The sequence below is a fragment of the Rhodobacter capsulatus genome (assembly GCF_003254295.1).
GTDB classification, from domain to species: Bacteria; Pseudomonadota; Alphaproteobacteria; order Rhodobacterales; family Rhodobacteraceae; genus Rhodobacter; species Rhodobacter capsulatus.
On sequence record NZ_QKZO01000006.1, the window covers coordinates 141,199 to 163,891 of the forward strand.

Genomic DNA, 22,693 nt, shown 5'->3' on the forward strand with positions numbered 1-22,693 from the left:
ATGCATTTTTCCGAACTCTTCATCCGCCGCCCCGTCCTGTCGATGGTGCTGGGCGCCTTCATGCTGCTGTTGGGCTTTCAGGCCTTCATGAGCCTGCCGGTGCGGCAATATCCGAAGGTGGACGAGACCGTCGTCACCATCACAACCACCTATCCCGGCGCCGCCCCCGAGCTGATCCAGGGCTTCATCACTGCGCCGATCTCGGCCGCCGTCGCCACGACGGAAAACATCGATTACGTGACCTCGACCTCGATGCCCTCGGTGTCGCAGGTCTCGGTCAACATGAAGCTGGGCGCCGATCCCGACACCGCCCTGACCGAGGTTCTGTCCAAGGTGCAGCAGGTGCGCGGCCAGCTGCCCTCCGAGGCCGAGGATCCGGTGATCGTCAAGGGCACCGGCCAGACCTTCGCGCTGATGTATCTGGCGGCGCAGAACCCGAACATGACGACCGAGCAGCTGACCGAATATCTGGAACGCGTCGTGCGGCCGCGGATGTCGACGATTTCGGGCGTGGCCGAGATCGAGGTGATCGGCGCGGCGAATTACGCGATGCGGGTCTGGCTTGACCCGATGAAGCTGGCGGCGCGCGGGGTGACGGCGTCGGAAGTGCTGGCGGCGATCAAGGCCTCGAACTATCTGGCCGCGCCCGGCAAGACCGAAAACGATTATGTCGCGAAGTCGATCACGCTGAAATCGACGCTGCAGACCCCCGAGGCCTTCGGCGCGCTGCCGATCCGGGCCGAGGGCGATGCGGTGGTGCGGCTGCGCGATGTGGCGGGGGTGGAACTCGCCTCGGATGACAGCGGCGAGATCGTCACCTTCAACGGCACGCGGGGCACTTTCATCGGCCTGTCGCAGACGCCCTCGGCCAACCCGCTCGATACCGCCGCCGCGGTGCGCGCGGAGCTGCCGAAGATCGCCGACACCCTGCCCGAGGGGATGACGATCGAGATGGTCTATGACACGACCGAACAGATCTCCGCCTCGATCACCGAGGTGTTCAAGACCATCGCCGAGGCGGTCGCCATCGTCGTCGTGGTGATCTTGCTCTTCCTTGGCTCGATCCGCTCGGTGGCGATGCCGATCGTCACCATTCCGCTCTCGCTGGTCGGCGTGATGGCGGTGCTGCTGGCGCTTGGCTATTCGATCAACCTTCTGACCCTGCTCGCCATGGTGCTGGCGATCGGGCTGGTCGTCGATGACGCCATCGTCGTGGTCGAGAACATCCACCGCCACATCGAGGAGGGGATGAAACCGATCCCCGCCGCCGTGCAGGGGATGAAGGAGATCACCGGCGCCGTCGTCGCGATGACGATCACGCTGGCCGCCGTGCTGGCACCGCTCGCCTTTACCGGCGGCGTGACGGGGGCGCTTTTTCGCGAATTCGCCTTCACCCTTGCGGGCTCGGTGATCCTGTCGGGGGTGATCGCGCTGACGATCACGCCGATGATGTCGGGCCGGATCCTGAAAGAGGGCCACGCCACCGGCTTTGCCGCCTTCGTCGACCGCACCTTCGACCGGTTCGCCGGGTTTTACGAACGCCGCGTGGCGGGGTCGCTGAAATACCGGCCGGTGACGCTGCTGGTGGTCGTGGTGCTGGTGGGCACGATGGGCTTCATGTTCCAGCGCACCGCGACCGAACTGGCCCCCGACGAGGATCAGGGCGCGGTGATCGCCATGGTGCAGGCGCCGCGCTATGCCACGGCCGATTACACCGCGCATTACATCGACCGGCTGGGGCAGGCGACCAAGGACATCTCCGAAGTCCGCACCGCCTTTTCGATCGCCGGTTTCGGCGGCTCGGACAGCATGGGGATCTATATCTGGGCGCTCGACAAATGGGCGGACCGCGAGCGCTCGCAGGAACAGGTGCAAAAGGACATTCAGGCCGCGATCGACGCCTCGACCGGCATGGAGGGCTTCGCCTTTGCCCCCCCCACCCTGCCGGGCGCGGGCGGCGGCCTGCCGATTTCGGTGGTGGTGCAGTCGATCTACGGGGCGGACCGGGTCGCCGAAGTGGCCGAGGAAATCCGGCAAAAGGCGCAGGCGACGCACAAGTTCATCTTCGTGCAGAATTCGCTGAGCTTCGACGCGCCCGAGGTCCGGGTGACGATCGACCGCGACCGGGCGGCGGCGCTGAACGTGCCGATCTCGGACATCGGGGCGACGCTGGGCCTTCTGGTCGGCGGCGGCTCGGTGGCGCAGTTCGACCGCGATTCCAACAGCTATGACATCATCTTGCAGGTGCCCAAGGAGTATCGCGGCACTCCCGAGGATCTGGGCCGCTATTTCGTCCGCGCGGCGAGCGGCGAGATGGTGCCGCTGTCTTCCGTTGTGAAGATCGACACCGGCTCGATGGCCTCGAAGGTGGAGCAGTTCAACCAGCTGAATTCGGCGACGATTTCGGCGCTGCCGATCCCCGGGCAATCCTCGGGCGACGGGCTGGCGGCGATCATCCAGATCGCCAACGAGGTGATGCCCGAGGGGTTCTTCCTTGATTATTCCGGCCAGTCGCGGCTGGAACAGACCCAGGGCAACACGCTGATGATCGCCTTTGCCGCCGCGGTGCTGGTGATCTATCTGGTGCTGGCCGCGCAATTCGAGAGCTTCCGCGACCCGTTCATCATCCTGATGTCGGTGCCGCTGACGATCTTCGGCGCGATTCTGCCGCTGAACCTCGGGTTGGGCACGCTGAACATCTATTCTCAGGTGGGGATGATCACGCTGATCGGGCTGATCACCAAGCACGGCATCCTGATGGTGGAATTCGCCAACCAGCAGCGCGAGCATCACGGGCTGAACCGGCAGGACGCCATCGTGCTGGCGGCCAAGACCCGGCTGCGGCCGATCCTGATGACCACCGCCGCGATGGCGCTGGCGGTGGTGCCGCTGGTGATCGCCGATGGCGCGGGGGCGGCGGCGCGCGAGGCGATGGGGATCGTGATGTTCTCGGGCCTGTTGATCGGGACGATGTTCACGCTCTTCGTCGTGCCGATGTTCTACACCTTCATCGCACCCTCGGATGCGGCGATGAAGGCGGCGGAAGAGAAACGGCTGGCGGCGGGCTGAGCCTGCCGCATCTTTGGCCGCGGCCCGTGACGCGGCCATGCGCCGGACATCTGCAGCAACTCCCGCCGGGGCCCAAAGGCCCCCGGCCAGCGCCCGCCCCGCCCATGGCGGGCGCTTGTCGCCCGCCGGGCCGGGCGCCGGCCTCTGTCGTGCCTGAGGAAACGGTCGCGGCATCTGCGCGGCGCTGACGGGCGGGGAAAAGCGGTGCTTTTCCTGATCCGCCCGAAACACGGCACTCTGCCGCCACTTGCCAGCCGCCCTGCCCTTTGGCATGCTTGCCCTGAGCCGTGGCGATGGCGTCGCCACCGGGCATGGCCCGATGCTTGCGGGGTTCCCCTGCTTACGTCCTGAACGCCGGGATCTTTCGGGGTCCCACGGGCCCAAAGGACAGATCATGCAACGACCCGAATTCTACAGCTGCGAAAACGGCCCCAAGGCGGTGCTGCCGTTTGAGGCCGCCGAATACGAGGCCCGTCTGGCGGGCCTGCGCGACATCATGGAGCTGCACTCCCTTGATGCGGTGCTGCTGACCTCGATGCACAACATCGCCTATTACTCGGGCTTCCTTTACTGCAGCTTCGGCCGCCCCTACGGGCTGGTGGTGACGCGGGACCGATCCGTGGTGATCTCGGCCGGGATCGATGCGGGCCAGCCCTGGCGGCGCAGCCATGGCGAAAGCCTGACCTATACCGACTGGGCGCGCGACAATTACTGGCGCGCCGTCGTCCATGTGATCGGCACGGGCAAGGCGGTGGGCTGCGAGGCCGACCACCTGACGATGCTGAACGCGGAAAAGTTCAGCCACTTCCTGAAACCGAAGCGCGGATTGGACATCGCGCCCGCGACGATGACGCAACGGATGGTGAAATCCGAGGCCGAGATCGCGCTGATCACCCACGGCGCCGCCGTCGCCGATGTCGGCGGCTATGCGATCCGCGACACGATCAAGGAAGGCCTGCGCGAGATCGACGTGGCGATGGCAGGCCGCGACGCGATGGAGGCGGAAATCGCGAAGCGCTTCCCCGAGGCCGAATACCGCGACAGCTGGGTCTGGTTCCAGTCCGGGCTGAACACCGACGGCGCGCACAACCCGGTGACGGGGCGGGTGCTGCAACGCGGTGACATCCTGTCGCTGAACTGCTTCCCGATGATCTCGGGCTATTACACCGCGCTCGAACGCACGATGTTCCTGGGCGAAGTCGACCCGGCCAGCCTGAGGATCTGGGAGGCGAACGTCGCCGCGCATGACTACGGCATGTCGCTGCTGGTGCCGGGCGCCGTCTGCTCCGAGGTGACGCAGAAGATCAACGCCTTCTTCGCCGAGCGCGACCTGCTGCAATATCGCACCTTCGGCTATGGCCATTCCTTCGGCGTGCTGTCGCATTACTACGGCCGCGAGGCGGGGCTGGAACTGCGCGAGGACATCGACACCGTTCTGGAACCCGGCATGGTGATTTCGATGGAGCCGATGCTGACCCTGCCCGCAGGCATGCCCGGCGCGGGCGGCTACCGCGAACACGACATTCTGGTGATCGGCGAGACCGGCGCCGAGGACATCACGAAATATCCCTATGGCCCCGGCTTCAACCTGGTCGGATAAGATCGGCGGGGGCGGCAGGCGCCGCCCCTTTCGCCACAGAGAGCGGAAATGTCACGGTTTTCGCGATCACAACCACGCGAGGGCTTGACCTTGGGGCGGCCCCACCCCCTGATCGACGCTCATACGCTCCGCTGACGCGGGGATTCGCTCATTTCACGACAGGTGCTGCCCCGTGTCCCGTCTTCCGCTTGCCTTCCGTGTCCCGCTTGCGGGCTGTCTCGCCGTTGCGCTGCTGGCGGGCTGCGCCGCCGATCCCAAGGCCGCGAATGCGCCCTCGCTGCGGGGGGTGCCGCCCGAATATCAGGCCCGCCCCGATGGCGAGCGCGTCGTGCCCGCGGTAAACCCGGTCTATCTGACCGAACGCAACCGCCGCCGCTGGGTCGACTATGCCGGTTCCGAGGGCAAGGACACGATCATCATCGACCCCTATGCGCGGGTGCTTTACCACGTCGTCGAACCGGGCAAGGCGATGCGCTTCGGCATTGCCGTCGGCAAGGCGGGCCGGGGTTTTTCCGGCGCGGCGGTGGTCGGGCGGAAGGAAGAATACCCGTCCTGGCAACCCACCGCGCGGATGGTCCGCGCCGATCCGGCGCTTTACGGGCCGCTGGCGGGCGGGCTTTCGGGCGGGCTCGACAACCCGCTTGGTGCGCGGGCGCTGTATCTCTATCGCAACGGCCGCGACACCTATTACCGCATCCATGGCACGATGGACCCGAGCTCGATCGGCAAGGCCACCTCGGCGGGCTGCATCCGGCTGTTCAACCAGGACATCATCGACATGTTCGACGAAGCGCCGCTGGGAACAAGGGTCAAGGTCCGCAGCCTCGCCGAAAGCCTGGAGCTGGAAGGGCCGATGCATGAGCTGCACACCGGCTATGTCGTGCCCGAGGCAGAGGTGGCGCTGATTGCCGCCGATGACGCCGCCTGGGCCGCCGGTCAGATCACCGATCCGGCGGTGCTGGAAGCGCAGCAGCATGCCGCCGCGGTCGCGGCCGCGCGGAAGGCCGGGGCCGGAAACTGACCGGACGGGCCGAAACCCGGCCCCGGGCGGGCCGGTCACGCGGGCCCGGGCGGCCGGGGCTCTGCCCCGGACCCCGGGATATTTGCCCCAAGGTGAAACAGGCGCGACGGCCCGGCTTGCGGCTGCGGCGGATGCTGCATCGCGGCGTTGTCACTTTGCATTTACCGAATGGAACGGCTAGGAAGCGGGCAAGGGAGAGGGAGACAAGCATGAGCGCGACCGCAAGCCTGAAACGGCTGATGCCTTCGGATATTCTGGCGCTGAAGGGCAAGGCGCCGGTGGTGGTGCTGACCGCCTATACGACGCCCGTCGCGCGGCTGGCCGATCCGGCCTGCGACGTGCTGCTGGTGGGCGATTCGGTGGGGATGGTGCTGCATGGCCTGCCCTCGACGCTGGGCGTGACGATGGAGATGATGATCCTGCACGGCCGGGCGGTGATGCGCGGCGCGGATCGGGCGCTGGTCGCGATCGACATGCCCTTTGGCAGCTACGAGGAAGGGCCGGAGCAGGCCTTCCGCAATGCGGCGCGGCTGATGGCGGAAACCGGCGCGGGCGCGGTGAAGCTGGAAGGCGGCGTGCACATGGCCGAGACCATCGCCTTTCTGGTGGCGCGCGGCATCCCGGTGATGGCGCATATCGGGCTGACGCCGCAATCGGTGAACACGCTTGGCGGCTACAAGGTGCAGGGCCGCGGCGCGGATGGTGACCGGCTCAAGGCCGATGCGCTGGCAGTGACCGAAGCCGGGGCGTTTTCGGTGGTGCTGGAAAAGGTGCCGGCGGAACTGGCGGGCGAGATTTCGGCGATGATCGCGATTCCGACGATCGGCATCGGCGCCGGGGTCGATTGCGACGGTCAGGTGCTGGTGATCGACGACATGCTGGGGCTGTTCACCGATTTCCGGCCGAAATTCGTCAAGCGCTATGCGGAACTGGGCCGCACCGCCGCCGAGGCCGTGGCCGCCTATGCCGCCGAAGTCCGCAGCCGGGCCTTTCCCGCCCCGGAATATTCCTTCTTCGACGAGGTGAAGAAATGACGCAAGTGATCCGCACCTCGGCCGAACTGCGCGAGAAGGTGGCGACCTGGAAGCGCTCGGGGATGCTGGTGGGCGTCGTGCCGACGATGGGGGCGCTGCATGACGGCCACATGAGCCTGGTGCGCGAGGCCCGCAAACACTCCGACCGGGTGATCGTGACGGTCTTCGTCAACCCGATGCAGTTCAACAACAAGGACGATCTGGAGAAATATCCGCGCGACGAGGATCACGATCTGGCGCTGCTCGAGGCCGAGGGGGCGGATGTGCTTTTTGCCCCGGGCGTGCACGAGGTCTATCCGGACGGTTTCGCCACCGTGGTCGCCGTCTCGGGCGTGTCGGAGCCGCTGGAAGGCGCCTTCCGCCCCGGCCATTTCGAAGGCGTGGCGACGGTGGTGTCGAAGCTTTTCGGCATGACCCAGGCGGGCCGCGCCTTCTTTGGCGAGAAGGACTGGCAGCAGGTGCAGGTGGTCAAGCGCATGGTCGAGGATCTGAACGTGCCGATCCGCGTCATCCCCTGCCCCACCATCCGCGAGGAAGACGGTCTGGCGATGTCCTCGCGCAATGTGCGGCTGAACCCGGAGCAGCGCGCCGTGGCGCCGCGGCTGCATGCGGAAATGCAGGCGGCGGCGGCGGCGATCCGCGCCGGGGCCCCGGTGGCCGCGACGCTGCAGGCGACAAAGGCCGCGATCAGCGCCGCGGGCTTCGGCAGCTGGGATTATCTTGAGCTGCGCAGCGCCGAGGGGCTGCGGCCGATGACCGAGCTGTCGGAACCGGCGCGGATGCTGGCCGCGGTTTACCTCGGCGATGTGCGGCTGATCGACAATATCGCCGTGTGACAAAGGCCGGGGGCGCTGCCCCCGGACCCCCGGCGTATTTGCACCAAGAAAAAGACCATGGCTTTTCCTGGTCCAAATACGCCCTTGCGCGGGCGGGGCCGGGATCAGGCCTGGGGCTTTGACTGCAACCGATAGACCCCCTCGGGCAGGTCGAGGGCGGCGGCAAGTTCGCGCAGCTGCGCATGCGAGAACACCACGCGCACCACCGTATCGGTGGTCTCGTCGAGTTGCTCGACCACCACGCAATCCTCGAAGGACTGGATGGTGATGTCTTCCTGCAGATAGTCGCGGGGATCGTCCCCCTCGTCGACGAGGGTGATCACGGTGGCGTCGAATTCGTGCTCGATGGTGAACATGTGGGCATGCTAGCGCGGCGGGCGAAGCACGAAAAGGGCAAACATTTCGGTGATCTGGCCGAAGGTGATTGCACCCGCGGGCAGCCCCGTTACTATCGCGTCACAGTTTGTTCCGGGCCTGCGATCCATGCCGCGCCGCTTCCTTGTCGTTCTTGCCCTGCCGCTGGCGCTGGCCGCCTGCGACACCCCGCATTCCGGGATGAATGGCGCATCGCTGCCGCGCCCGAAGCCGCCGGTGGTGACGGTGGAAACCGGCCCCGATGCGCGGACGGCAGCGGCGAATTTCCTCGCCGTGGCGCAGGACATGGAGCCGCGGATCGAAAGCGAATGTCTGGCGCGCTCGCACGGGCGGCGCAATTGCGACTATCAGGTGATGGTCGATGAACGCCCCGAGCCGCAGCCGAACGCCTTTCAGACGCTGGATGACCGCGGCCGTCCGATCGTCGCCTTCAACCTCGCGCTGATCGCCGAGGCCCGCAACCGCGACGAGCTGGCCTTTGTCATGGGCCACGAGGCGGCGCATTACATTCTGGGGCATCTGGAGCAGAAAAGCTCGGATGCCTCCAAGGGTGCGCTGATTCTGGGGGCCTTGGCGGCGGCCTCGGGGGCGGATGCCGATGGCGTCGCGCAGGCGCGCGATTTCGGCGCGGAAATGGGCGCGCGGGCCTATTCCAAGGATTACGAATTGCAGGCCGATGCGCTGGGCACGGTGATCGCCTGGAACGCGGGCTACGACCCGGAACGCGGGGCGCTGTTCTTTACCCGGCTGCCCGATCCCGGGCACAGCTTTCTGGGCACCCATCCGGCGAATGGCGAGCGCATCGCAGTGGTGCACCGGGTCACCGCGGCGCTGCGCAAGGGCACGTTCCGCGGTTTCTGATCCGCAATCTGCCCAATTCCCCGGCATATCCGCCGGCGCGAGCGGCAACACCCCGCCCCTCGCGCAAAGATTGATCTGAATCATGGCAATTCAGCCGCCGCGGCGGATGCTTCCTGCGATGCTGCCCGGAACAAGGAATGGCTTATGCACGGACGGAAGACCCTCAATCGGCATGCTGCCCTGATGAACCGCATGGCGCAGGCGCTTGGCGTCAATCTGACCGAGATGATGCTGCAAGGGAAGCTGGGCGGTGACGACTGGCGCGAGGCGGTGGTGCGCTGTTCCGATTGCCCGGAGCCGACCGACTGCCTGCACTGGCTGTCGGAGCATGACGAGGAGAGCGGGCGCGCGAAGCCCGCGGCCGAGGCGCCGGACTATTGCACCAATCGCGAGATGATGGCCCGGCTGCGGGCGGCGCTGGCCGCGGATCAGGTTCTTGCAGACGCCGAAGGAGAGAAATGATGGGCATTCAGGGCAATATCGATCTGTATTTCTGGATTGCCCGCGGCATGGGACGGCGGTTGGGGGTGAACATCACCGAGGCGATGCACGAGGGGCTGCTGACACAGGCGGATTTCGCGCAGATGATCAACCGCTGCCGCTGCTGCGCCGGGTCGGAAGGCTGTCTGGCCTATCTGTCGGAACATTCCGAGGAACGCGGCTCGGCCCCGGACTGGTGCGGCAACGGCAACCTGCTGCGCGAAATCCGCGCGATGGGCTGAGCCGCGCGCCGCGGCGTCTCAGCCCTGCAGCCCGGCGAGATAGGCGGTGACCGCCGGGCGGACGGTCTGCACGCCGCTTGCACGCGCGGCATCGATCACCGCTTTCAGCTCGGTCAGATCGGCCCGGCGCAACAGATGCTTGACCGGCCCGATCGAGGCCGGGCGCATCGACAGCTTGCGGATGCCCAGCGCCGCGAAGGTCATCGCCTCGATCGGGCGGCCCGCATCCTCGCCGCAGAAACTGAGCGCGGTGTCACTGGCGGTGCAGCGGCCGATGATCTGCTCGATGAAGCCCAGGAAGCTGACATCCAGCGTGTCGTAGCGCCGCCGCACGCGTTCGTTTTCGCGGTCGGCGGCAAAGAAGAACTGCTTCAGGTCGTTGCCGCCGATCGAGATGAAATCGCAGCCGGCAAAGAAACTGTCGGGCGCAAAGGCGAGCGAGGGCGTTTCCAGCATCGCCCCCACCCGCAGATCCGAGGGCACCGGACGGCCCAAGGTCGCCTCGCGGTCGATTTCGCGCAGCAGCGTGGCTTTCGCCGCGTCGAATTCGTCGGGCGTGGCGACAAAGGGGAACATGACCGAGAGCGGCCGCCCCTCGGAGGCGCGGATCAGCGCCTGCAACTGCATCCGCAGCACGCCGGGCTTGTCAAGGCCGAGCCGGATCGCCCGCCAGCCCATCGCCGGGTTCGGCTCCTCCTGCGGCTTCATGTAGGGCAGCACCTTGTCCGAGCCGATGTCGAGGGTGCGGAACTGCACCTTGGCGCCCTGCGCCGCATCGATCACCCGCTTGTAAAGCGCCGCCAATTCCCCCCGCCGCGGCACGCGCGAGCGGATCAGGAATTGCAATTCGGTGCGAAACAGCCCGACGCCATCGGCGCCCGAGCCCTTGAGCGAGGGCAGATCCGCCATCAGCCCGGCGTTCATCATCAGGCTGACCCGGTTGCCCGCCCGATCCACCGCTGGTTGGTTGCGCAGATCGGCATAGCGTTTCTGCGCCTCGGCCTGCATCGCGATCTTGTCGCGGAAGGCGGCGGCCACGGTTTCCTCGGGGCGCAGGTGCACGATGCCCTGATCGCCGTCGACCAGAATCGGATCGCCGTTCAGCGCCTCGTTGGTGAGCCGCGCGGCATGGATCACCAGCGGTATCGCCAGCGCCCGGGCGACGATGGCGGCATGGCTGCCGACCGAGCCCTCCTCCAGCACCACCCCCTTGAGCTTGCGGCCGTAATCCAGCAATTCGGCCGGGCCGATGTTGCGCGCCACAAGCACCGGGTTTTCCGGCAGTTCGGCGCCGGTGTCCTTGCCCTGCCCGGTCAGAAGCCGCAACAGCCGGTTCGACAGGTCATCCAGATCGTGCAGACGTTCGCGCAGATAAGCATCGGTGGATTGTTCCAGCCGCGCCCGCGCCGTCGATTGCTCCTTTTCCACCGCGGCTTCGGCGGACAGGCCAAGGTCGATGTCCTCGCTCATCCGCCGCACCCAGCCGCGCGAATGGGCCAGCATCTTGTAGGCTTCCAGAACCTGCCGCTGTTCCTTGTCCATGCTGGCCGAGCCGATCAGCATGTCGTCGATCTGCGCCTGCAGCGTCGAGACCGCCTCGTCGAGCCGGGCCTTTTCCGCATCCGGGTCGTCACCGACCGGGTTCGTCACCACGACGCGGGGTTCATGCAGCCAGACCCGGCCCTCGGCCGCGCCCTCTTGGCCCGTCGAGCCGCGGAACATCACCGGGAAGCGATGCGCCGCGCCGATGCCGCCCTGATCGCCGGTAAAGGCGCCGAGTTCGGTCATTTCCGCCAGCACCATCGCGACGACTTCGAGCCCGTAGACCTCGTCATCCGAGAACAGCCGCGCCTCGCGCGATTGCACGACCAGCACGCCCAGCTTTTCGCCGACGCGCTGGATCGGCACGCCAAGGAAGCTGGAATAAATTTCCTCGCCGGTTTCCGGCATGTAGCGGAAACCGGGCTCGGCGGGGGCATTGGCGGTATTGGCGGGCTGGCCGGTGCGGGCGACGCGGCCCACCAGACCCTCGCCCAGCCGCATCCGGGTCTTGTGCACCGCCTCGGGGTTCAGACCCTCGGTGGCGCAAAGCTCCAGCGTTTCCGGGTCGCGGAACAGATAGATCGAGCAGACCTGCGTCCGCATCGAATGGGCGATCAGATGGGTGATCCGGTCGAGCCGGTCCTGTCCGTCGCCGGGGGTGGCCAAAGTATCGCGCAACCGGCGCAACAGCGTGCGGCTGTCACTTTCGCTGCGATCCACCATGGCCTGAGCGCCCCCGTTTCTAGAGGCCTGAACCGCGTGTCAGGCCTTCTCCAACTCGAATGCATCATGGAGGGCCTGCACGGCCAGTTCCATATATTTCCGATCGATCAGCACGGAAATCTTGATCTCCGAGGTCGAGATGACCTTGATGTTGATGTTTTCGGCGGCCAGCGCTTCAAAGGTGCGCGCGGCGACGCCGACCTGCGAGCGCATGCCGATGCCGACGACCGAGACCTTGGCGACATCGGTGTCGATGATCAGCTCGTCATATTTGATCTTGCCCGCGGTCTTGGCATCTTCGAGCGCCTTTTGCGCCCGCGCGACCTGATTGATCGGGCAGGAGAAGGTCATGTCGGTGACGGCGCCCGGATGGTTGTCGTCATAATCCTTTTCCGAGATGTTCTGCACGATCATGTCGACATTGACCCCCGCTTCCGAGAGCGGCCCGAAGATCGCCTGCGCGACGCCCGGACGGTCTTCGATGGTGAAGAGGGTGATCTTGGCCTCGTCGCGCGAATAGGCGACCCCCGAGACGACTTTCGATTCCATGATTTCATCCTCCCCGCAGACAAGGGTTCCTGAAGTTTCGTCGGTGTCCTCGAAGGAGGACAGCACCCGCAGCCGCACGCCAAAGCGCATCGCCAGCTCGACCGAGCGCGTTTGCAGCACCTTGGCGCCAAGGCTGGCGAGTTCGAGCATTTCCTCGAAGGCGATCTTGTCAAGCTTGCGCGCCTTCGAGCTGATCCGCGGATCAGTGGTGTAGACGCCATCGACATCGGTGTAGATGTCGCAACGCTCGGCGGCGAAGGCGGCGGCAAAGGCCACCGCGGTCGTGTCCGAGCCGCCCCGGCCCAGCGTGGTGATGCGGTTTTCGGCCGACAGGCCCTGGAAACCGGCAACGACCGCGACCTTCATCCCTTCGGCGAATTTCGCGTCGATATTCTCGCGCGGGATCGATTTGAACCGGGCCGAGCCATGCGCCGAGGTGGTGTTGATCGGCACCTGCCAGCCCTGCCAGCTGCGCGCCGGGATGCCCATTTCCTGCAGCCGCAGCGCCATCAGACCGGCGGTGACATTCTCGCCCGAAGCCACGACGGCATCGTATTCGCGGGCATCATAAAGGGGCGATGTGCCCTCGACCCAGCCGACAAGCTCGTTCGTCTTGCCCGACATCGCCGAGACGATCACGATGACATCGTAGCCACGGTCGACCTCGCGCTTCACCTTGGCCGCCGCATTCGCGATGCGGTCGAGGTCCGCCACCGAGGTGCCGCCGAATTTCATCACGAGAAGCGGCATCTTCCCCCCCAATTCTGGTCCGGACCCTGTGTCCGGCGTCGCGCTTCTGCTATCGGAAGGGGGCGAAGCTTGCAAGGGTTTGCCTGCGGCGAAACGCCTGCGGGGGCCGTCATGGCCCCGTCATTCCCCTGTCATGCGGGCCGGGCAAGCTTGCCCCGATCAGGGCAGGAGGACGTGATGAGTCTCGATGAGGTTGAATACCGCGAAAGGCGGGCGCAGGCGCGTGGGCTGCAACGGGCGCTGGAGGCGTTGCGCGACGATCTGGTGCGGCGGTCGGATGCGACGATGGAGGGCTGGGAGGGGCTGGTGCGGCGGCCGGAATTCCTGCCCTCGGCGCGCAATCTGGCCGATTATCTGGCGTTGCGGCGCGGCGATCTGGTGCCGTTTCAGGCGCCCTTGGCCTCGCTTGGCCTCTCCTCGCTCGGCCGGGCCGAGGCGCATGTGCGCCCCTCGATCGATGCGGTTCTGGCGTCCTTGGCGATGATCGGCGGCGAGGGGATCGCAAGCTATCCGACGGTGGAGACCTTTGCCGCGGGCCCGGCGCGTCTGGCGGCGCGGCGCGATGCGCTCTTTGGCGCCCGGCGCGAGGCGCCGCGCTCGCGGGTGATGGTGACGCTGCCGACCGAGGCGGCGGTGAACCCCGATCTGGTCGGCGGGCTGATCGCGGCCGGGGCGGATTGCGTGCGGATCAATTGCGCCCATGACAACCCCGATGTCTGGGCGGCGATGATCGGTCAGGTCCGCCATGCGGCGATGAAGGCCGGGCGGCGGGTGCCGGTGCAGATGGACATCGAAGGCCCGAAACTGCGGGTCGAGGCGCTTTCGGAAAGCGTCGAGGAGACCGGGCGGCTGTTCGAGGGCGATCGGTTCGAAGTGGTCGAGACGCTCGGCCATGACGCCGATCTGCCGCAGGTGCGGCTTTCGCATCCGGCGCTGATGGAGGCGATGGCCGAGGGCGGCGCGATCTGGATCAACGACGGCAAGCTGCGGGCGAAGATCCTCAAGGTGCGGCCCGGCAAGGTGCTGGCCGAGGTGACCTCAACCCCCTCGAAGGGCGCGAAGATCAAGGTCGAAAAGGGGGTGAACCTGCCCGGCGTCGATCTGCGCGTGCCCGCGCTGACCGAGGCGGATCTGGGTCATCTCGATTTCGTGCTGGGCCATGCCGACATTCTGGGCTTTTCCTTCGTGCAGACCGGCACCGATCTGCGGGCGCTCTTTGCGGAACTCGATGCGCGTTCCGATGGCGGCACCGCGCGCGACTGGCCGGCGCTGATGCTGAAGATCGAGACGCCGCTGGCGCTGCGCAACCTGCCCGCGCTGATCGTCGAGGCGGGCGGACGGGTGCCGGTGGGCGCGATGATCGCGCGCGGCGATCTGGCGGTGGAGATCGGCTTCGAGCGGCTGAGCGAGATTCAGGAGGAAGTCCTGTGGCTGTGCGAAGCGGCCGAGGTTCCCGTCGTCTGGGCGACGCAGGTGCTGGAAGGCATGGTCAAGGAAGGACAAGCCAGCCGGGCCGAGATGACGGACGCCGCGATGAGCCAGCGCGCCGAATGCGTGATGCTGAACAAGGGCCCGCATCTTGTGCAGGCGGTGACGTTCCTCCGCGATGTGTTGATGCGGATGGACCGGCACACCTCGAAGAAATCGCCCCGGCTGGGGGCGCTGGGGCTCTGGCACGACCTGTGACCCGATGATCTGGCCGAGGCCCTGCGACACATCCGCCCCCTGACCGCCGAGGGCCCAAAGGCACTCGGTGAGCCGCCCGCCCCGCCATCGGCGGGCGCTTTCGCGCCGCCGATGGCGGGACGCTGGCCTCTGTTGCGCGGGACACACCGGTCCCGCCACGGCGCGGCCGCAAGCGGGCGGGGAAAGGCGGCGCCTTTCCTTCTCCGCCCGCCCCCACCGTCTCACACGTCCTTCATCAGTCGCAGCGCATCGTAGATCGCCGCATGGGTGTTGCGCGCAGCGACCGCATCGCCGATCCGCAGCAACCGGAACCGCCCCTCGGGGTTCGCCACCACGGCTTGCGGCTGGCCCGTCGCCAGGGCCTCGTAATCGACGCTGCCCTGGTTCGACGAAAGCGGTTTCAGCGCGAAATAAAGCGCGTCCAGCGGCCTTGTGCCGTGGTTCACCACCACCTGATCGACCTCGCGCCCCCGCGTCACCGGGCCGTAATCGCTGCCCAGAACCGCCTGCAACCGGTTGCCCGCGCGCGTGACCGAGACCAGCCGCCAGGTCACGGTGAAGGTCGTATCCCGCCCCTGCAGCGCCCGCATGTAGGGCACAAGGTTCATCGCCATCACCTCGGGCGCAAAGGCGCGGTCGGGGGTGACGATCTCCACCTTCGCGCCGCTGGCCGAGATCAGATCGGCCGCCATCAGCCCGGCATGATCGCCCGCATCGTCAAAGACCAGCACCTCGCGCCCGGGCTTCACCGCGCCCGAAAGAATGTCCCAGGTCGACACGACCAGATCATTGCCCGCGCTCAAAACCTCGGTATGCGGCAGGCCGCCCGTGGCGATCACCACCTCCTCGGGAGCGGTGGCCAGCACGTCCTCAGCCTCGGCGAAGCTGTTGAAATGAAAGCGCACCCCGCGCTTGAGACATTGCTGATAGCGCCAGTCGGTGATCGCCGCCATCTCGCGCCGCCGCGGATCAAGCGCGGTCAGCCGCACCTGCCCGCCGGGCTGATCGGCGGCCTCGAGGACGGTGACCGCATGGCCGCGTTCCGCCGCGACCCGGGCGGCTTCCAGCCCCCCCGGCCCGGCACCGACAATGGTGACGCGTTTTTTCGTCAAAGCGGGCAGGATCACCTGCGGCTCGGTCAATTCGCGCCCCGTGGCGGGGTTGTGCAGGCACAGCGCCATGCCGCCCTGATAGATCCGGTCAAGGCAGTAATTCGCGCCGACACAGGGGCGGATATCGTCCTCGCGCCCCGCGATCAGCTTCGCCACCAGATGCGGATCGGCCAGATGCGCGCGGGTCATGCCCACCATGTCAAGCTTGCCGCTGGCGATCGCATGCCGCGCCGTCGCGATATCGGGGATCTTCGCGGCATGAAAGGTCGGAAAGCCGGTCGCGGCCCGGATCTCGCCCGCGAAATCCAGATGCGGCGCGTTGCGCATGCCCTGAATCGGGATCAGATCGGTCAGCCCCGGGTCGGTGTCGATATGGCCGCGCACGACGTTCAGGAAATCCACCAGCCCGGAGTCGCGCAGTTTTTTCGACAGCACCAGCCCCTCGGCCCTGTCCATGCCGCCGGGCAGACCCTGATCGCCGGTATAGCGCAGCCCGACGATGAAATCCGGCCCGCAGCGGTGCCGGATCGCGCCCAGAACCTCCATCGTGAAGCGCAGCCGGTTTTCCAGCGACCCGCCGTAGGGGGCGTCGAGATCATTCGTCAGCGGCGACCAGAATTGTTCGAGCAGATGGCCATAGGCCTCCAGCTCGATGCCATCGACGCCCGCGGCCTTCATCCGCTCGGCCGCATCGGCGAAATCGCCCTTGATCCGGTCGAGATCCCACTCTTCGGCCCGCTTCGGAAAGGCCCGATGCGCCGCCTCGCGTTCATGGCTGGGCGCCACCACCGGCAGCCAGTCGGCCTTGTCCCAGCGGGTGCGACGGCCAAGGTGGCTCAGCTGAATCATCACCGCCGCGCCGTGGTCGTGGCATTCCTCGACCAGTTGGCGCATCCAGCCCACCACCTCGTCCTTCCACGCGAGGATATTGTTGAAGACCGGCGGGCTGTCGCGGGAAATCGAGGCCGAGCCCGCCGTCATCGTCAGCGCCACCCCGGCCCGCGCCCGTTCGACATGATAGGCGCGGTAGCGCTCCTTCGGCATGCCGTCCTCGGCATAGGCGGGCTCATGCGCGGTGATCAGGATGCGGTTGCGCAAAGTCAGGTGGCGCAGCTGGTAAGGCTGCAAGAGCGGGTCGTTCGACATCGGGGCCTCCGGGGTTCCTGCGGGCAGGATTTGCGAAATGTTCACACATGTCAAGTTTGCAATCACGCCTGAACATTTTCTTGAGCCCGGGCGCGGCCCGGGCTAGGGTCGGGGGATGACGGAGACGAAAGACAGCGGTTGGCGCGGCTCGCGCGAGGGGTGGCTGGAAGCCGCCTGCGACGCCCTGATCGAGGGCGGCGTCGCGGCGGTGAAGATCTTGGCCCTGGCGAAGAAACTCGGCCTGTCGCGGACATCGTTTTACTGGTTCTTCCCCGACCGCGAGGATCTTCTGGCCGCGCTGCGGGACCGCTGGCGGGCGGTGACGACCGAGGTTCTGCTTTCCGCGACAAATGCTTATGCCGAAACCGAGACCGAGGCGATGCTGAACCTGCTGGCCTGTTTCCTGTCGGAAAGGTTCGATCCGCGCTTTGAATTCGCGCTGCGCAGCTGGGGCTTTTCCGATCCTGCGGTGGCGGCGGATCTGCACGCGGCCGATGCCGAACGGCTGGCGGCGCTGGTCGCGCTGCTGCGGCGCTGGGGCCATGCGCCGGACGATGCCGACGTCCGGGCGCGGACGATCTATCTGGTGCAGATCGGCTATATCTCGATGCAGACGCGCGAAAGCCTGGACACGCGGCTGGCGCGGATCGCGCATTATGTCGAGGTCTATACCGGCAAGCCGCCAAGCGCGGCGGAACTGGCGCGGTTCGAAGCGGGGCTGAGGGCGGGCGGATAGAAACGCCTTCCCCGGCCCGGCCAAGCGCAATCCGGCAGGGCCGGGGCTGGCGGGCTGACCCGCCAGCGCCTCAGAACGGAATCACCGCCCCGTCATAGCTTTCGAAACAGCCCGAATTGGTCAGGTTGAGCGCGTCGAACCGCGTCGTCAGCCCGGACACCGATTGCGCCACGGTGATCTCGGCCTGCGGCCCGCCCATGTCGGTCTTCACCCAGCCGGGGTGATAGATGCCGACCGCGATCCCCTCGGGGCGCAGATCGGTGGCCAGGTTGCGGCCCAGGTTCAGCACCGCCGCCTTCGACGCGCGATAGATGTAGCTGCCGCCGGGCGCGCGGGCATCCGAGCCCATCGCCGAGGACAGGATCGCCACCTTGCCATGCGCCGCGCGCAGGTTCGGCAACAGCGCCTGGATCGTCAGGAACACGCCCATGACGTTGGTCGAGAAACTGCGCGCCCAAAGCATCGGCGCATAGCCGTTTTCCAGCGACTGCCCCAGATCGGCATAGACCCCGGCATTGCAGACCAGAAGCCCGATCGGCAGCCCGTTCAGCCGCCGCGCCAATTCCCTGACGCTCTCGGGCTGGGTGACGTCGAGCGGCAGCAGATCGCCCTCGGGATTGCGCGCGGTGCCGAAGGCCGCGGTGTCGGTGTGGCGGTAATGGGCCAGAAGCGCGGCGCCGATGCCGCGGTTCGCCCCGGTGATGAGAACTGTCATGGTCGCCTCCTGTCCGGCCATCATGGCCAGCCTTCAGGCAAGCGCAAGGACCTGAATCAATTCCGCGACCTTTTGGGCAAAAAGGGCAGCGGCATCACGGGGATACCATCATCCAGAAGCGCCTTGGCCTCATCAAGCCGGGCCTCGCCATGGATCGCGCGTTCGGGCATGGCGCCCTCATGCATCGCGCGGGCTTCCGCGACGAAATTGACGCCGACATAATCGGAATTGGCCTCGACCGCCTGACGCATCGCGGCAAAGGCCTCCTCGATGCCGGTCTGCGGCGCGCTCAGCGGCGCCTCCGCCCCGGCCCCGGCTCTGGCCTCGGGCGCGGCCGCGGCGGCGGCCTTGCGCGCCGGGCGCACGGCGGGCGCCATCAGCGCCTTGTCGACCGTGGTCGAGCCGCAGATGGTGCAACTGACCATGCCGCGCGCCTGCAGCGCCTCATAGGCCGCAGCCGAGGCGAACCAGCTGTCGAAGCTGTGCTCCTTGTCGCATTTCAGGGTGTAGCGGATCATCGTCGGGCCCGTTTCGAAGGCTCACATCTGACAGGCTCGGCCCGGAAATTGCAAGCGCCGTCGCAAAACCCCGAAGCCCCGCAACCGCGGCGACACCTCCCCCTTCATCTTGCCCAAAATATCCCGGGGGGTCGTCCATTGGGGCGCCATCAGTTCAAGACCCGATGGACGACGGGCGGAGCCCCCGGCGGGTCGCCTCGGGCGCAAGCCCGAGGCGAAATCCGCAGCGCCCTCAGATCGACAGACAGATGTATTTCAGTTCCAGATAATCCTCGACGCCGTGATGGCTGCCCTCGCGACCCAGGCCCGATTGCTTGACCCCGCCAAAGGGCGCCACCTCGGTCGAGATGATCCCGGTGTTCACGCCGACGATGCCGTATTCCAGCCCCTCCTGCACCCGGGTGATCCGGCCGACGTCGCGGGCATAGAAATAGGAGGCCAGACCGAAGATCGTGGCATTGGCCTTTTCGATCACCTCCGCCTCGGTCTCGAATTTGAACAAGGGCGCGACCGGGCCGAAGGTTTCTTCGGTCGCGACTTTCATCTCCTGCGTGACGCCGGTGACGACGGTCGGCTGGAAGAAGGTGCCGCCCAGTTCGTGCCGCGCGCCGCCGGTGACGATGGTGCCGCCGCCCGCCACCACATCGGCGATATGGTCCTCGACCTTTTCGACTGCCTCGGCCGAGATCAGCGGCCCGGTGGTCACGCCGTCTTTCAGCCCGTCACCCACGGTCAGCTTGCGCACCGCCGCCGCCAGCTTCCCGGCAAAGGCATCATAAACCCCCGCCTGCACATAGATCCGGTTCGCGCAGACGCAGGTCTGGCCGTTGTTGCGGAACTTCGACATCATCGCGCCCTCGACCGCCGCATCCAGATCGGCGTCGTCGAAGACGATGAAGGGCGCGTTGCCGCCCAGCTCCATCGAGCATTTCATCACCTGTTCCGCCGCCTGCCGCATCAGGATGCGGCCGACCTCGGTCGAGCCGGTGAAGGTCAGCTTCCGCACCGCATGATTTTCGCAAAATTCCTTGCCGATGTCGGAGGCGCGCGAGGAGGTGATGACCGAAAGGATCCCCTTCGGCAGACCGGCGCGCTCGCCCAGAAGCGCCATCGCCAGCGCCGAAAGCGGGGTTTCCGACGCCGGACGGCAGACAAAGCCGCAGCCCACCGCGATCGCCGGACCGGCCTTGCGCGCGATCATCGCATTCGGGAAGTTCCAGGGCGTGATCGACCCCACCACCCCGATCGGCTGTTTCAGCACGGTGATGCGCTTGTCGCGCATGTGTCCCGGGATCGTCTCGCCGTAGATGCGCTTGGCTTCCTCGCCGAACCATTCGATGAACGACGCGCCATAGGCGATCTCGCCGCGGGCCTCGGGCAGGGGCTTACCCATTTCGGCGGTCAGGATCAGCGCCAGATCCTCCTGGTTCGCCATCATCAGCTCGAACCATTTGCGCATCACCGCGGCGCGTTCCTTGCCGGTGCGGGCGGCCCAGTCCTTCATCGCGACCTCGGCGGCCCTGATGGCGCGGGCGGTCTCCTCCCGGCTCAGATCGGGCACGGTGCAGATCACGTCGCCGCGGGCCGGGTTCGTCACCGCGAAGGTCTTGCCGTCCTCGGCATCGACCCACTCCCCGGCGACAAGCGCCCGGGTGCACAGAAGGCTCGGATCCTTGAGCAGCGATTTCAGATTGGTGGCGGTGTCGAGCATGGCGCATCTCATGGTTTGAGGGATATGAGAGGGAAGCACGGGGCGGCGCGGATGTAAATTGGCCGCCGTGGAAAGAAAGGGTGAGGAAGTGACCGATCTGGACGATGCCTATGCCAATATGCCTTACATCCCGGGGGGCGCCGACTATCCGGCCCGCTGGGCCAGGGCCGCAGCCGATTATCGCGACGAGGCGATGATGGTGCAGGTGGGCTATGGCCCCGGGGTGCGGCGGCAGATCGACCTGTTTTTGCCGATGGGCGGGCAGAAGGGGCTGATCATCTTCGTGCATGGCGGCTACTGGATGAAGTTTTCCCCGCAGGATTTCTCGCATCTGGCCAAGGGCGCGGTCGAGGCGGGCTGGGTGGTGGCGATGCCCGGCTATGATCTGGCGCCCGGGATGCGGATCGAGCAGATCACCGCGCTGATCGCGATGGCGGTGGCGGAACTGGCGCGCCGCTTCAGCGGGCCGATCCGGCTGGTCGGCCATTCGGCGGGGGGGCATCTGGTGGCGCGGATGCTGGCGCCGGGGATGCTGCCTGACGAGGTGGCGAAGCGGATCGAAAAGGTGGTGCCGATCTCGCCGGTGTCGGATCTGGCGCCGCTTCTGCGGACCTCGATGAACGAGACCCTGCGACTGGATGCGGCCGAAGCCGCGCGCGAAAGCCCGGTGCATCAGCCGGTGCCCGGGGTGCCGGTGCATGTCTGGGTCGGCGCGGAGGAGCGTCCGGTCTTCCTCGAGCAGGCGCGGGGGCTGGCCGAGGCCTGGGCCTGTCCGCTGACGATCGAGCCGGGGCGGCACCATTTCGACGTGATCGAGGGGCTGGAAGCCGAAAGCCCGCTGCTGGCTGCCCTGATCGGCTAGGGGGGCGCTGCCCCCCAGACCCCCCGGGATATTTGCGGCAAGATGAAAGGGATCAGCGCAGGTCTTGCCAGCAGGGTTGCAGATCGCCCGGATGGGGCGTGGCGGCGAAGACCGCGCGGGCGATGGCGCGGGCAAGGCAGGCGCTGGCGGCATGGCCAAGCTGGAACGGATCGGTGATCGGGTCCGTCAGCGGCTTGGCGCCCGTGGCCGCGGCAAAGACCAGATCGCCATCAAGCGGCGTGTGGCTGGGCACCAGCGCGCGGGCCATGCCGTCATGCGCCGCGACGGCCAGCCGATGCGCCTGTGCCTTGCTCAGCGCCGCATCGGTGGCGACGATGGCGATGGTCGTGGCCTCGCCCATGCGTTTCATCGGCAGCGGCTCGGCCGAGGCCGGAGAGAGGGGCGCGGGGCCGAGGCCACCGAATTCGGCGCCCAATTCCCAAGGCGCGGCCCAGAAATGCCGCGTCTCGCCCACGGTGGCCGAGCCGAGCGCATTCACCGCCACCAGCGCGCCGACGGTGAAACCGCTGTCGAGCACCGCCGAGGCCGAGCCGAGCCCGCCTTTGAGCCGGCCCGTCAGCGCGCCGAAACCCGCGCCCGCGCTGCCGATGGCGAAATCTTCCGCCGCCGCGGCAAGGGCGGCGCGGCCCAGCCCCGCATAGGGGTTTTCCGCCCAGTCCTTGTCGCCGCCGTTCAGAAGATCGAACAGGATCGCCGCGGGCACGATCGGCACAAGCGCCGGGCCGACGGCAAAGCCGCGCCCCATCGCCCGCAGCCCCGCCATCACCCCCGACGCCGCGTCCAGACCAAAGGCCGAGCCACCCGAAAGCACCAGCGCATCGACGCTTTCCACCAGCTTGTCGGGGGCAAGCAGGTCGGTTTCCCGCGTGCCCGGGGCGCCCCCCATCACATGTACGGCGGCGGTGAAGGGACGCTCCGCCGTCAGCACGGTGACGCCCGAACGCAGCGCCGCGTCATGGGCCGTGCCGACCCGCAGCCCGGCGACATCGGTGATCAGATTGCGCGGTCCGGGTTTCATGCGCGGCCCTCCCTTTGGCTTTCCTTTGGTCCCGACGATCACCACGGTCCCGCCCCCCGCCCGAGGCGAGAGGCGCCCGGGCCGCA

The 22,693-nt window shown here is 67.1% G+C and carries 19 protein-coding genes; 11 read left to right on the top strand and 8 right to left on the bottom strand.

The annotated features are described in order from the left end of the window. The 5 genes from LY44_RS10375 to panC all read left to right on the top strand — a co-directional run bounded on the left by LY44_RS10375 (nucleotide 1) and on the right by panC (nucleotide 7,560). Nucleotides 1–3,069, top strand: a complete 3,069-nt coding sequence (locus LY44_RS10375; RefSeq protein ID WP_055211763.1) for an efflux RND transporter permease subunit — start codon at nucleotides 1–3, stop codon at nucleotides 3,067–3,069. A gap of 394 nt (nucleotides 3,070–3,463) precedes the next feature. Continuing rightward, entirely contained in the window at nucleotides 3,464–4,669 is a 1,206-nt protein-coding gene (locus LY44_RS10380; protein WP_055211764.1) for an aminopeptidase P family protein, read from the top strand. Nucleotides 4,670–4,841: 172 nt separating this feature from the next. Beyond that, the gene (locus LY44_RS10385) at nucleotides 4,842–5,690 is read left to right on the top strand and encodes a L,D-transpeptidase (protein WP_055211766.1); all 849 of its coding nucleotides are present in this window, start codon (nucleotides 4,842–4,844) and stop codon (nucleotides 5,688–5,690) included. 209 nt (nucleotides 5,691–5,899) lie between these two features. Beyond that, nucleotides 5,900–6,724: a 3-methyl-2-oxobutanoate hydroxymethyltransferase gene (gene panB / locus LY44_RS10390; RefSeq protein WP_055211768.1), complete on the top strand. Its 825-nt coding sequence runs from the start codon at nucleotides 5,900–5,902 to the stop codon at nucleotides 6,722–6,724. Further along, nucleotides 6,721–7,560 (top strand): pantoate--beta-alanine ligase, encoded by an 840-nt coding sequence (panC, locus tag LY44_RS10395; RefSeq protein ID WP_055211770.1) that lies wholly within the window; start codon nucleotides 6,721–6,723, stop codon nucleotides 7,558–7,560. Before panB ends, panC begins: the two co-directional genes overlap by 4 nt. 104 nt (nucleotides 7,561–7,664) lie before the next feature. Here the strand turns inward: panC and LY44_RS10400 are convergent, their stop codons facing one another. Further along, on the bottom strand, nucleotides 7,665–7,916 hold the full coding sequence (locus tag LY44_RS10400; protein WP_055211773.1) for a hypothetical protein: 252 nt from the start codon (nucleotides 7,914–7,916) through the stop codon (nucleotides 7,665–7,667). Nucleotides 7,917–8,043: 127 nt separating this feature from the next. On the opposite strand from LY44_RS10400, the gene LY44_RS10405 reads away from it, so the two are divergent. The 3 genes from LY44_RS10405 to LY44_RS10415 all read left to right on the top strand — a co-directional run bounded on the left by LY44_RS10405 (nucleotide 8,044) and on the right by LY44_RS10415 (nucleotide 9,518). Next, nucleotides 8,044–8,796: a M48 family metallopeptidase gene (locus tag LY44_RS10405; protein ID WP_055211776.1), complete on the top strand. Its 753-nt coding sequence runs from the start codon at nucleotides 8,044–8,046 to the stop codon at nucleotides 8,794–8,796. A gap of 144 nt (nucleotides 8,797–8,940) precedes the next feature. After that, nucleotides 8,941–9,258: a DUF6455 family protein gene (locus LY44_RS10410; protein ID WP_065118411.1), complete on the top strand. Its 318-nt coding sequence runs from the start codon at nucleotides 8,941–8,943 to the stop codon at nucleotides 9,256–9,258. Next, nucleotides 9,255–9,518: a DUF6455 family protein gene (locus tag LY44_RS10415; protein ID WP_055211780.1), complete on the top strand. Its 264-nt coding sequence runs from the start codon at nucleotides 9,255–9,257 to the stop codon at nucleotides 9,516–9,518. Before LY44_RS10410 ends, LY44_RS10415 begins: the two co-directional genes overlap by 4 nt. An 18-nt stretch (nucleotides 9,519–9,536) precedes the next feature. Here the strand turns inward: LY44_RS10415 and ptsP are convergent, their stop codons facing one another. Continuing rightward, entirely contained in the window at nucleotides 9,537–11,783 is a 2,247-nt protein-coding gene (gene ptsP, locus LY44_RS10420; RefSeq protein ID WP_055211782.1) for a phosphoenolpyruvate--protein phosphotransferase, read from the bottom strand. A 39-nt stretch (nucleotides 11,784–11,822) separates the two neighbouring features. Beyond that, nucleotides 11,823–13,082 (bottom strand): aspartate kinase, encoded by a 1,260-nt coding sequence (locus LY44_RS10425; RefSeq protein ID WP_055211784.1) that lies wholly within the window; start codon nucleotides 13,080–13,082, stop codon nucleotides 11,823–11,825. Between the two features lie 177 nt (nucleotides 13,083–13,259). Between LY44_RS10425 and LY44_RS10430 the strand changes: the two genes are divergently transcribed. Further along, nucleotides 13,260–14,768, top strand: coding sequence for a pyruvate kinase (locus tag LY44_RS10430; RefSeq protein ID WP_055211786.1), 1,509 nt, complete (start codon nucleotides 13,260–13,262; stop codon nucleotides 14,766–14,768). 221 nt (nucleotides 14,769–14,989) lie between these two features. On the opposite strand, the gene LY44_RS10435 is transcribed toward LY44_RS10430, so the two are convergent. Continuing rightward, on the bottom strand, nucleotides 14,990–17,026 hold the full coding sequence (locus tag LY44_RS10435) for an NADH:flavin oxidoreductase (RefSeq protein WP_055211788.1): 2,037 nt from the start codon (nucleotides 17,024–17,026) through the stop codon (nucleotides 14,990–14,992). Between the two features lie 115 nt (nucleotides 17,027–17,141). Here LY44_RS10435 and LY44_RS10440 point away from each other — a divergent pair, with 115 nt between their 5' ends. After that, entirely contained in the window at nucleotides 17,142–17,762 is a 621-nt protein-coding gene (locus tag LY44_RS10440) for a TetR/AcrR family transcriptional regulator (protein WP_055211791.1), read from the top strand. A gap of 70 nt (nucleotides 17,763–17,832) precedes the next feature. On the opposite strand, the gene LY44_RS10445 is transcribed toward LY44_RS10440, so the two are convergent. From LY44_RS10445 to LY44_RS10455, 3 genes are all read right to left on the bottom strand, one after another. Beyond that, nucleotides 17,833–18,477 (bottom strand): SDR family oxidoreductase, encoded by a 645-nt coding sequence (locus LY44_RS10445; RefSeq protein WP_055212007.1) that lies wholly within the window; start codon nucleotides 18,475–18,477, stop codon nucleotides 17,833–17,835. 56 nt (nucleotides 18,478–18,533) lie between these two features. Continuing rightward, nucleotides 18,534–18,995, bottom strand: a complete 462-nt coding sequence (locus LY44_RS10450; RefSeq protein WP_055211793.1) for a DUF1178 family protein — start codon at nucleotides 18,993–18,995, stop codon at nucleotides 18,534–18,536. A gap of 232 nt (nucleotides 18,996–19,227) precedes the next feature. Next, a complete protein-coding gene (locus LY44_RS10455; protein ID WP_055211795.1) occupies nucleotides 19,228–20,706 on the bottom strand; it encodes an NAD-dependent succinate-semialdehyde dehydrogenase in 1,479 nt (492 codons plus the stop codon). A gap of 88 nt (nucleotides 20,707–20,794) precedes the next feature. On the opposite strand from LY44_RS10455, the gene LY44_RS10460 reads away from it, so the two are divergent. Continuing rightward, nucleotides 20,795–21,568 carry an alpha/beta hydrolase gene (locus tag LY44_RS10460; RefSeq protein ID WP_081024494.1) on the top strand — a complete coding sequence of 258 codons (774 nt, stop codon included), beginning with the start codon at nucleotides 20,795–20,797 and terminating at the stop codon, nucleotides 21,566–21,568. Between the two features lie 52 nt (nucleotides 21,569–21,620). On the opposite strand, the gene LY44_RS10465 is transcribed toward LY44_RS10460, so the two are convergent. Beyond that, the gene (locus LY44_RS10465; RefSeq protein ID WP_055211797.1) at nucleotides 21,621–22,607 is read right to left on the bottom strand and encodes a P1 family peptidase; all 987 of its coding nucleotides are present in this window, start codon (nucleotides 22,605–22,607) and stop codon (nucleotides 21,621–21,623) included. Between the last annotated feature and the right edge of the window lie 86 nt (nucleotides 22,608–22,693).

What these genes read in the sequence shown, in the direction of transcription:
- LY44_RS10425 (WP_055211784.1), bottom strand. Translation starts at nt 13,082, where the DNA reads ATGCCGCTTCTCGTGATGAAATTCGGCGGCACCTCGGTGGCGGACCTC.
- LY44_RS10440 (WP_055211791.1), top strand. Translation starts at nt 17,142, where the DNA reads ATGACGGAGACGAAAGACAGCGGTTGGCGCGGCTCGCGCGAGGGGTGG.
- panB (WP_055211768.1), top strand. Translation starts at nt 5,900, where the DNA reads ATGAGCGCGACCGCAAGCCTGAAACGGCTGATGCCTTCGGATATTCTG.
- panC (WP_055211770.1), top strand. Translation starts at nt 6,721, where the DNA reads ATGACGCAAGTGATCCGCACCTCGGCCGAACTGCGCGAGAAGGTGGCG.
- LY44_RS10405 (WP_055211776.1), top strand. Translation starts at nt 8,044, where the DNA reads ATGCCGCGCCGCTTCCTTGTCGTTCTTGCCCTGCCGCTGGCGCTGGCC.
- LY44_RS10465 (WP_055211797.1), bottom strand. Translation starts at nt 22,607, where the DNA reads ATGAAACCCGGACCGCGCAATCTGATCACCGATGTCGCCGGGCTGCGG.
- LY44_RS10435 (WP_055211788.1), bottom strand. Translation starts at nt 17,026, where the DNA reads ATGTCGAACGACCCGCTCTTGCAGCCTTACCAGCTGCGCCACCTGACT.
- LY44_RS10415 (WP_055211780.1), top strand. Translation starts at nt 9,255, where the DNA reads ATGATGGGCATTCAGGGCAATATCGATCTGTATTTCTGGATTGCCCGC.
- LY44_RS10445 (WP_055212007.1), bottom strand. Translation starts at nt 18,477, where the DNA reads ATGACAGTTCTCATCACCGGGGCGAACCGCGGCATCGGCGCCGCGCTT.
- LY44_RS10455 (WP_055211795.1), bottom strand. Translation starts at nt 20,706, where the DNA reads ATGCTCGACACCGCCACCAATCTGAAATCGCTGCTCAAGGATCCGAGC.
- LY44_RS10430 (WP_055211786.1), top strand. Translation starts at nt 13,260, where the DNA reads ATGAGTCTCGATGAGGTTGAATACCGCGAAAGGCGGGCGCAGGCGCGT.
- LY44_RS10375 (WP_055211763.1), top strand. Translation starts at nt 1, where the DNA reads ATGCATTTTTCCGAACTCTTCATCCGCCGCCCCGTCCTGTCGATGGTG.
- ptsP (WP_055211782.1), bottom strand. Translation starts at nt 11,783, where the DNA reads ATGGTGGATCGCAGCGAAAGTGACAGCCGCACGCTGTTGCGCCGGTTG.
- LY44_RS10450 (WP_055211793.1), bottom strand. Translation starts at nt 18,995, where the DNA reads ATGATCCGCTACACCCTGAAATGCGACAAGGAGCACAGCTTCGACAGC.
- LY44_RS10410 (WP_065118411.1), top strand. Translation starts at nt 8,941, where the DNA reads ATGCACGGACGGAAGACCCTCAATCGGCATGCTGCCCTGATGAACCGC.
- LY44_RS10400 (WP_055211773.1), bottom strand. Translation starts at nt 7,916, where the DNA reads ATGTTCACCATCGAGCACGAATTCGACGCCACCGTGATCACCCTCGTC.
- LY44_RS10380 (WP_055211764.1), top strand. Translation starts at nt 3,464, where the DNA reads ATGCAACGACCCGAATTCTACAGCTGCGAAAACGGCCCCAAGGCGGTG.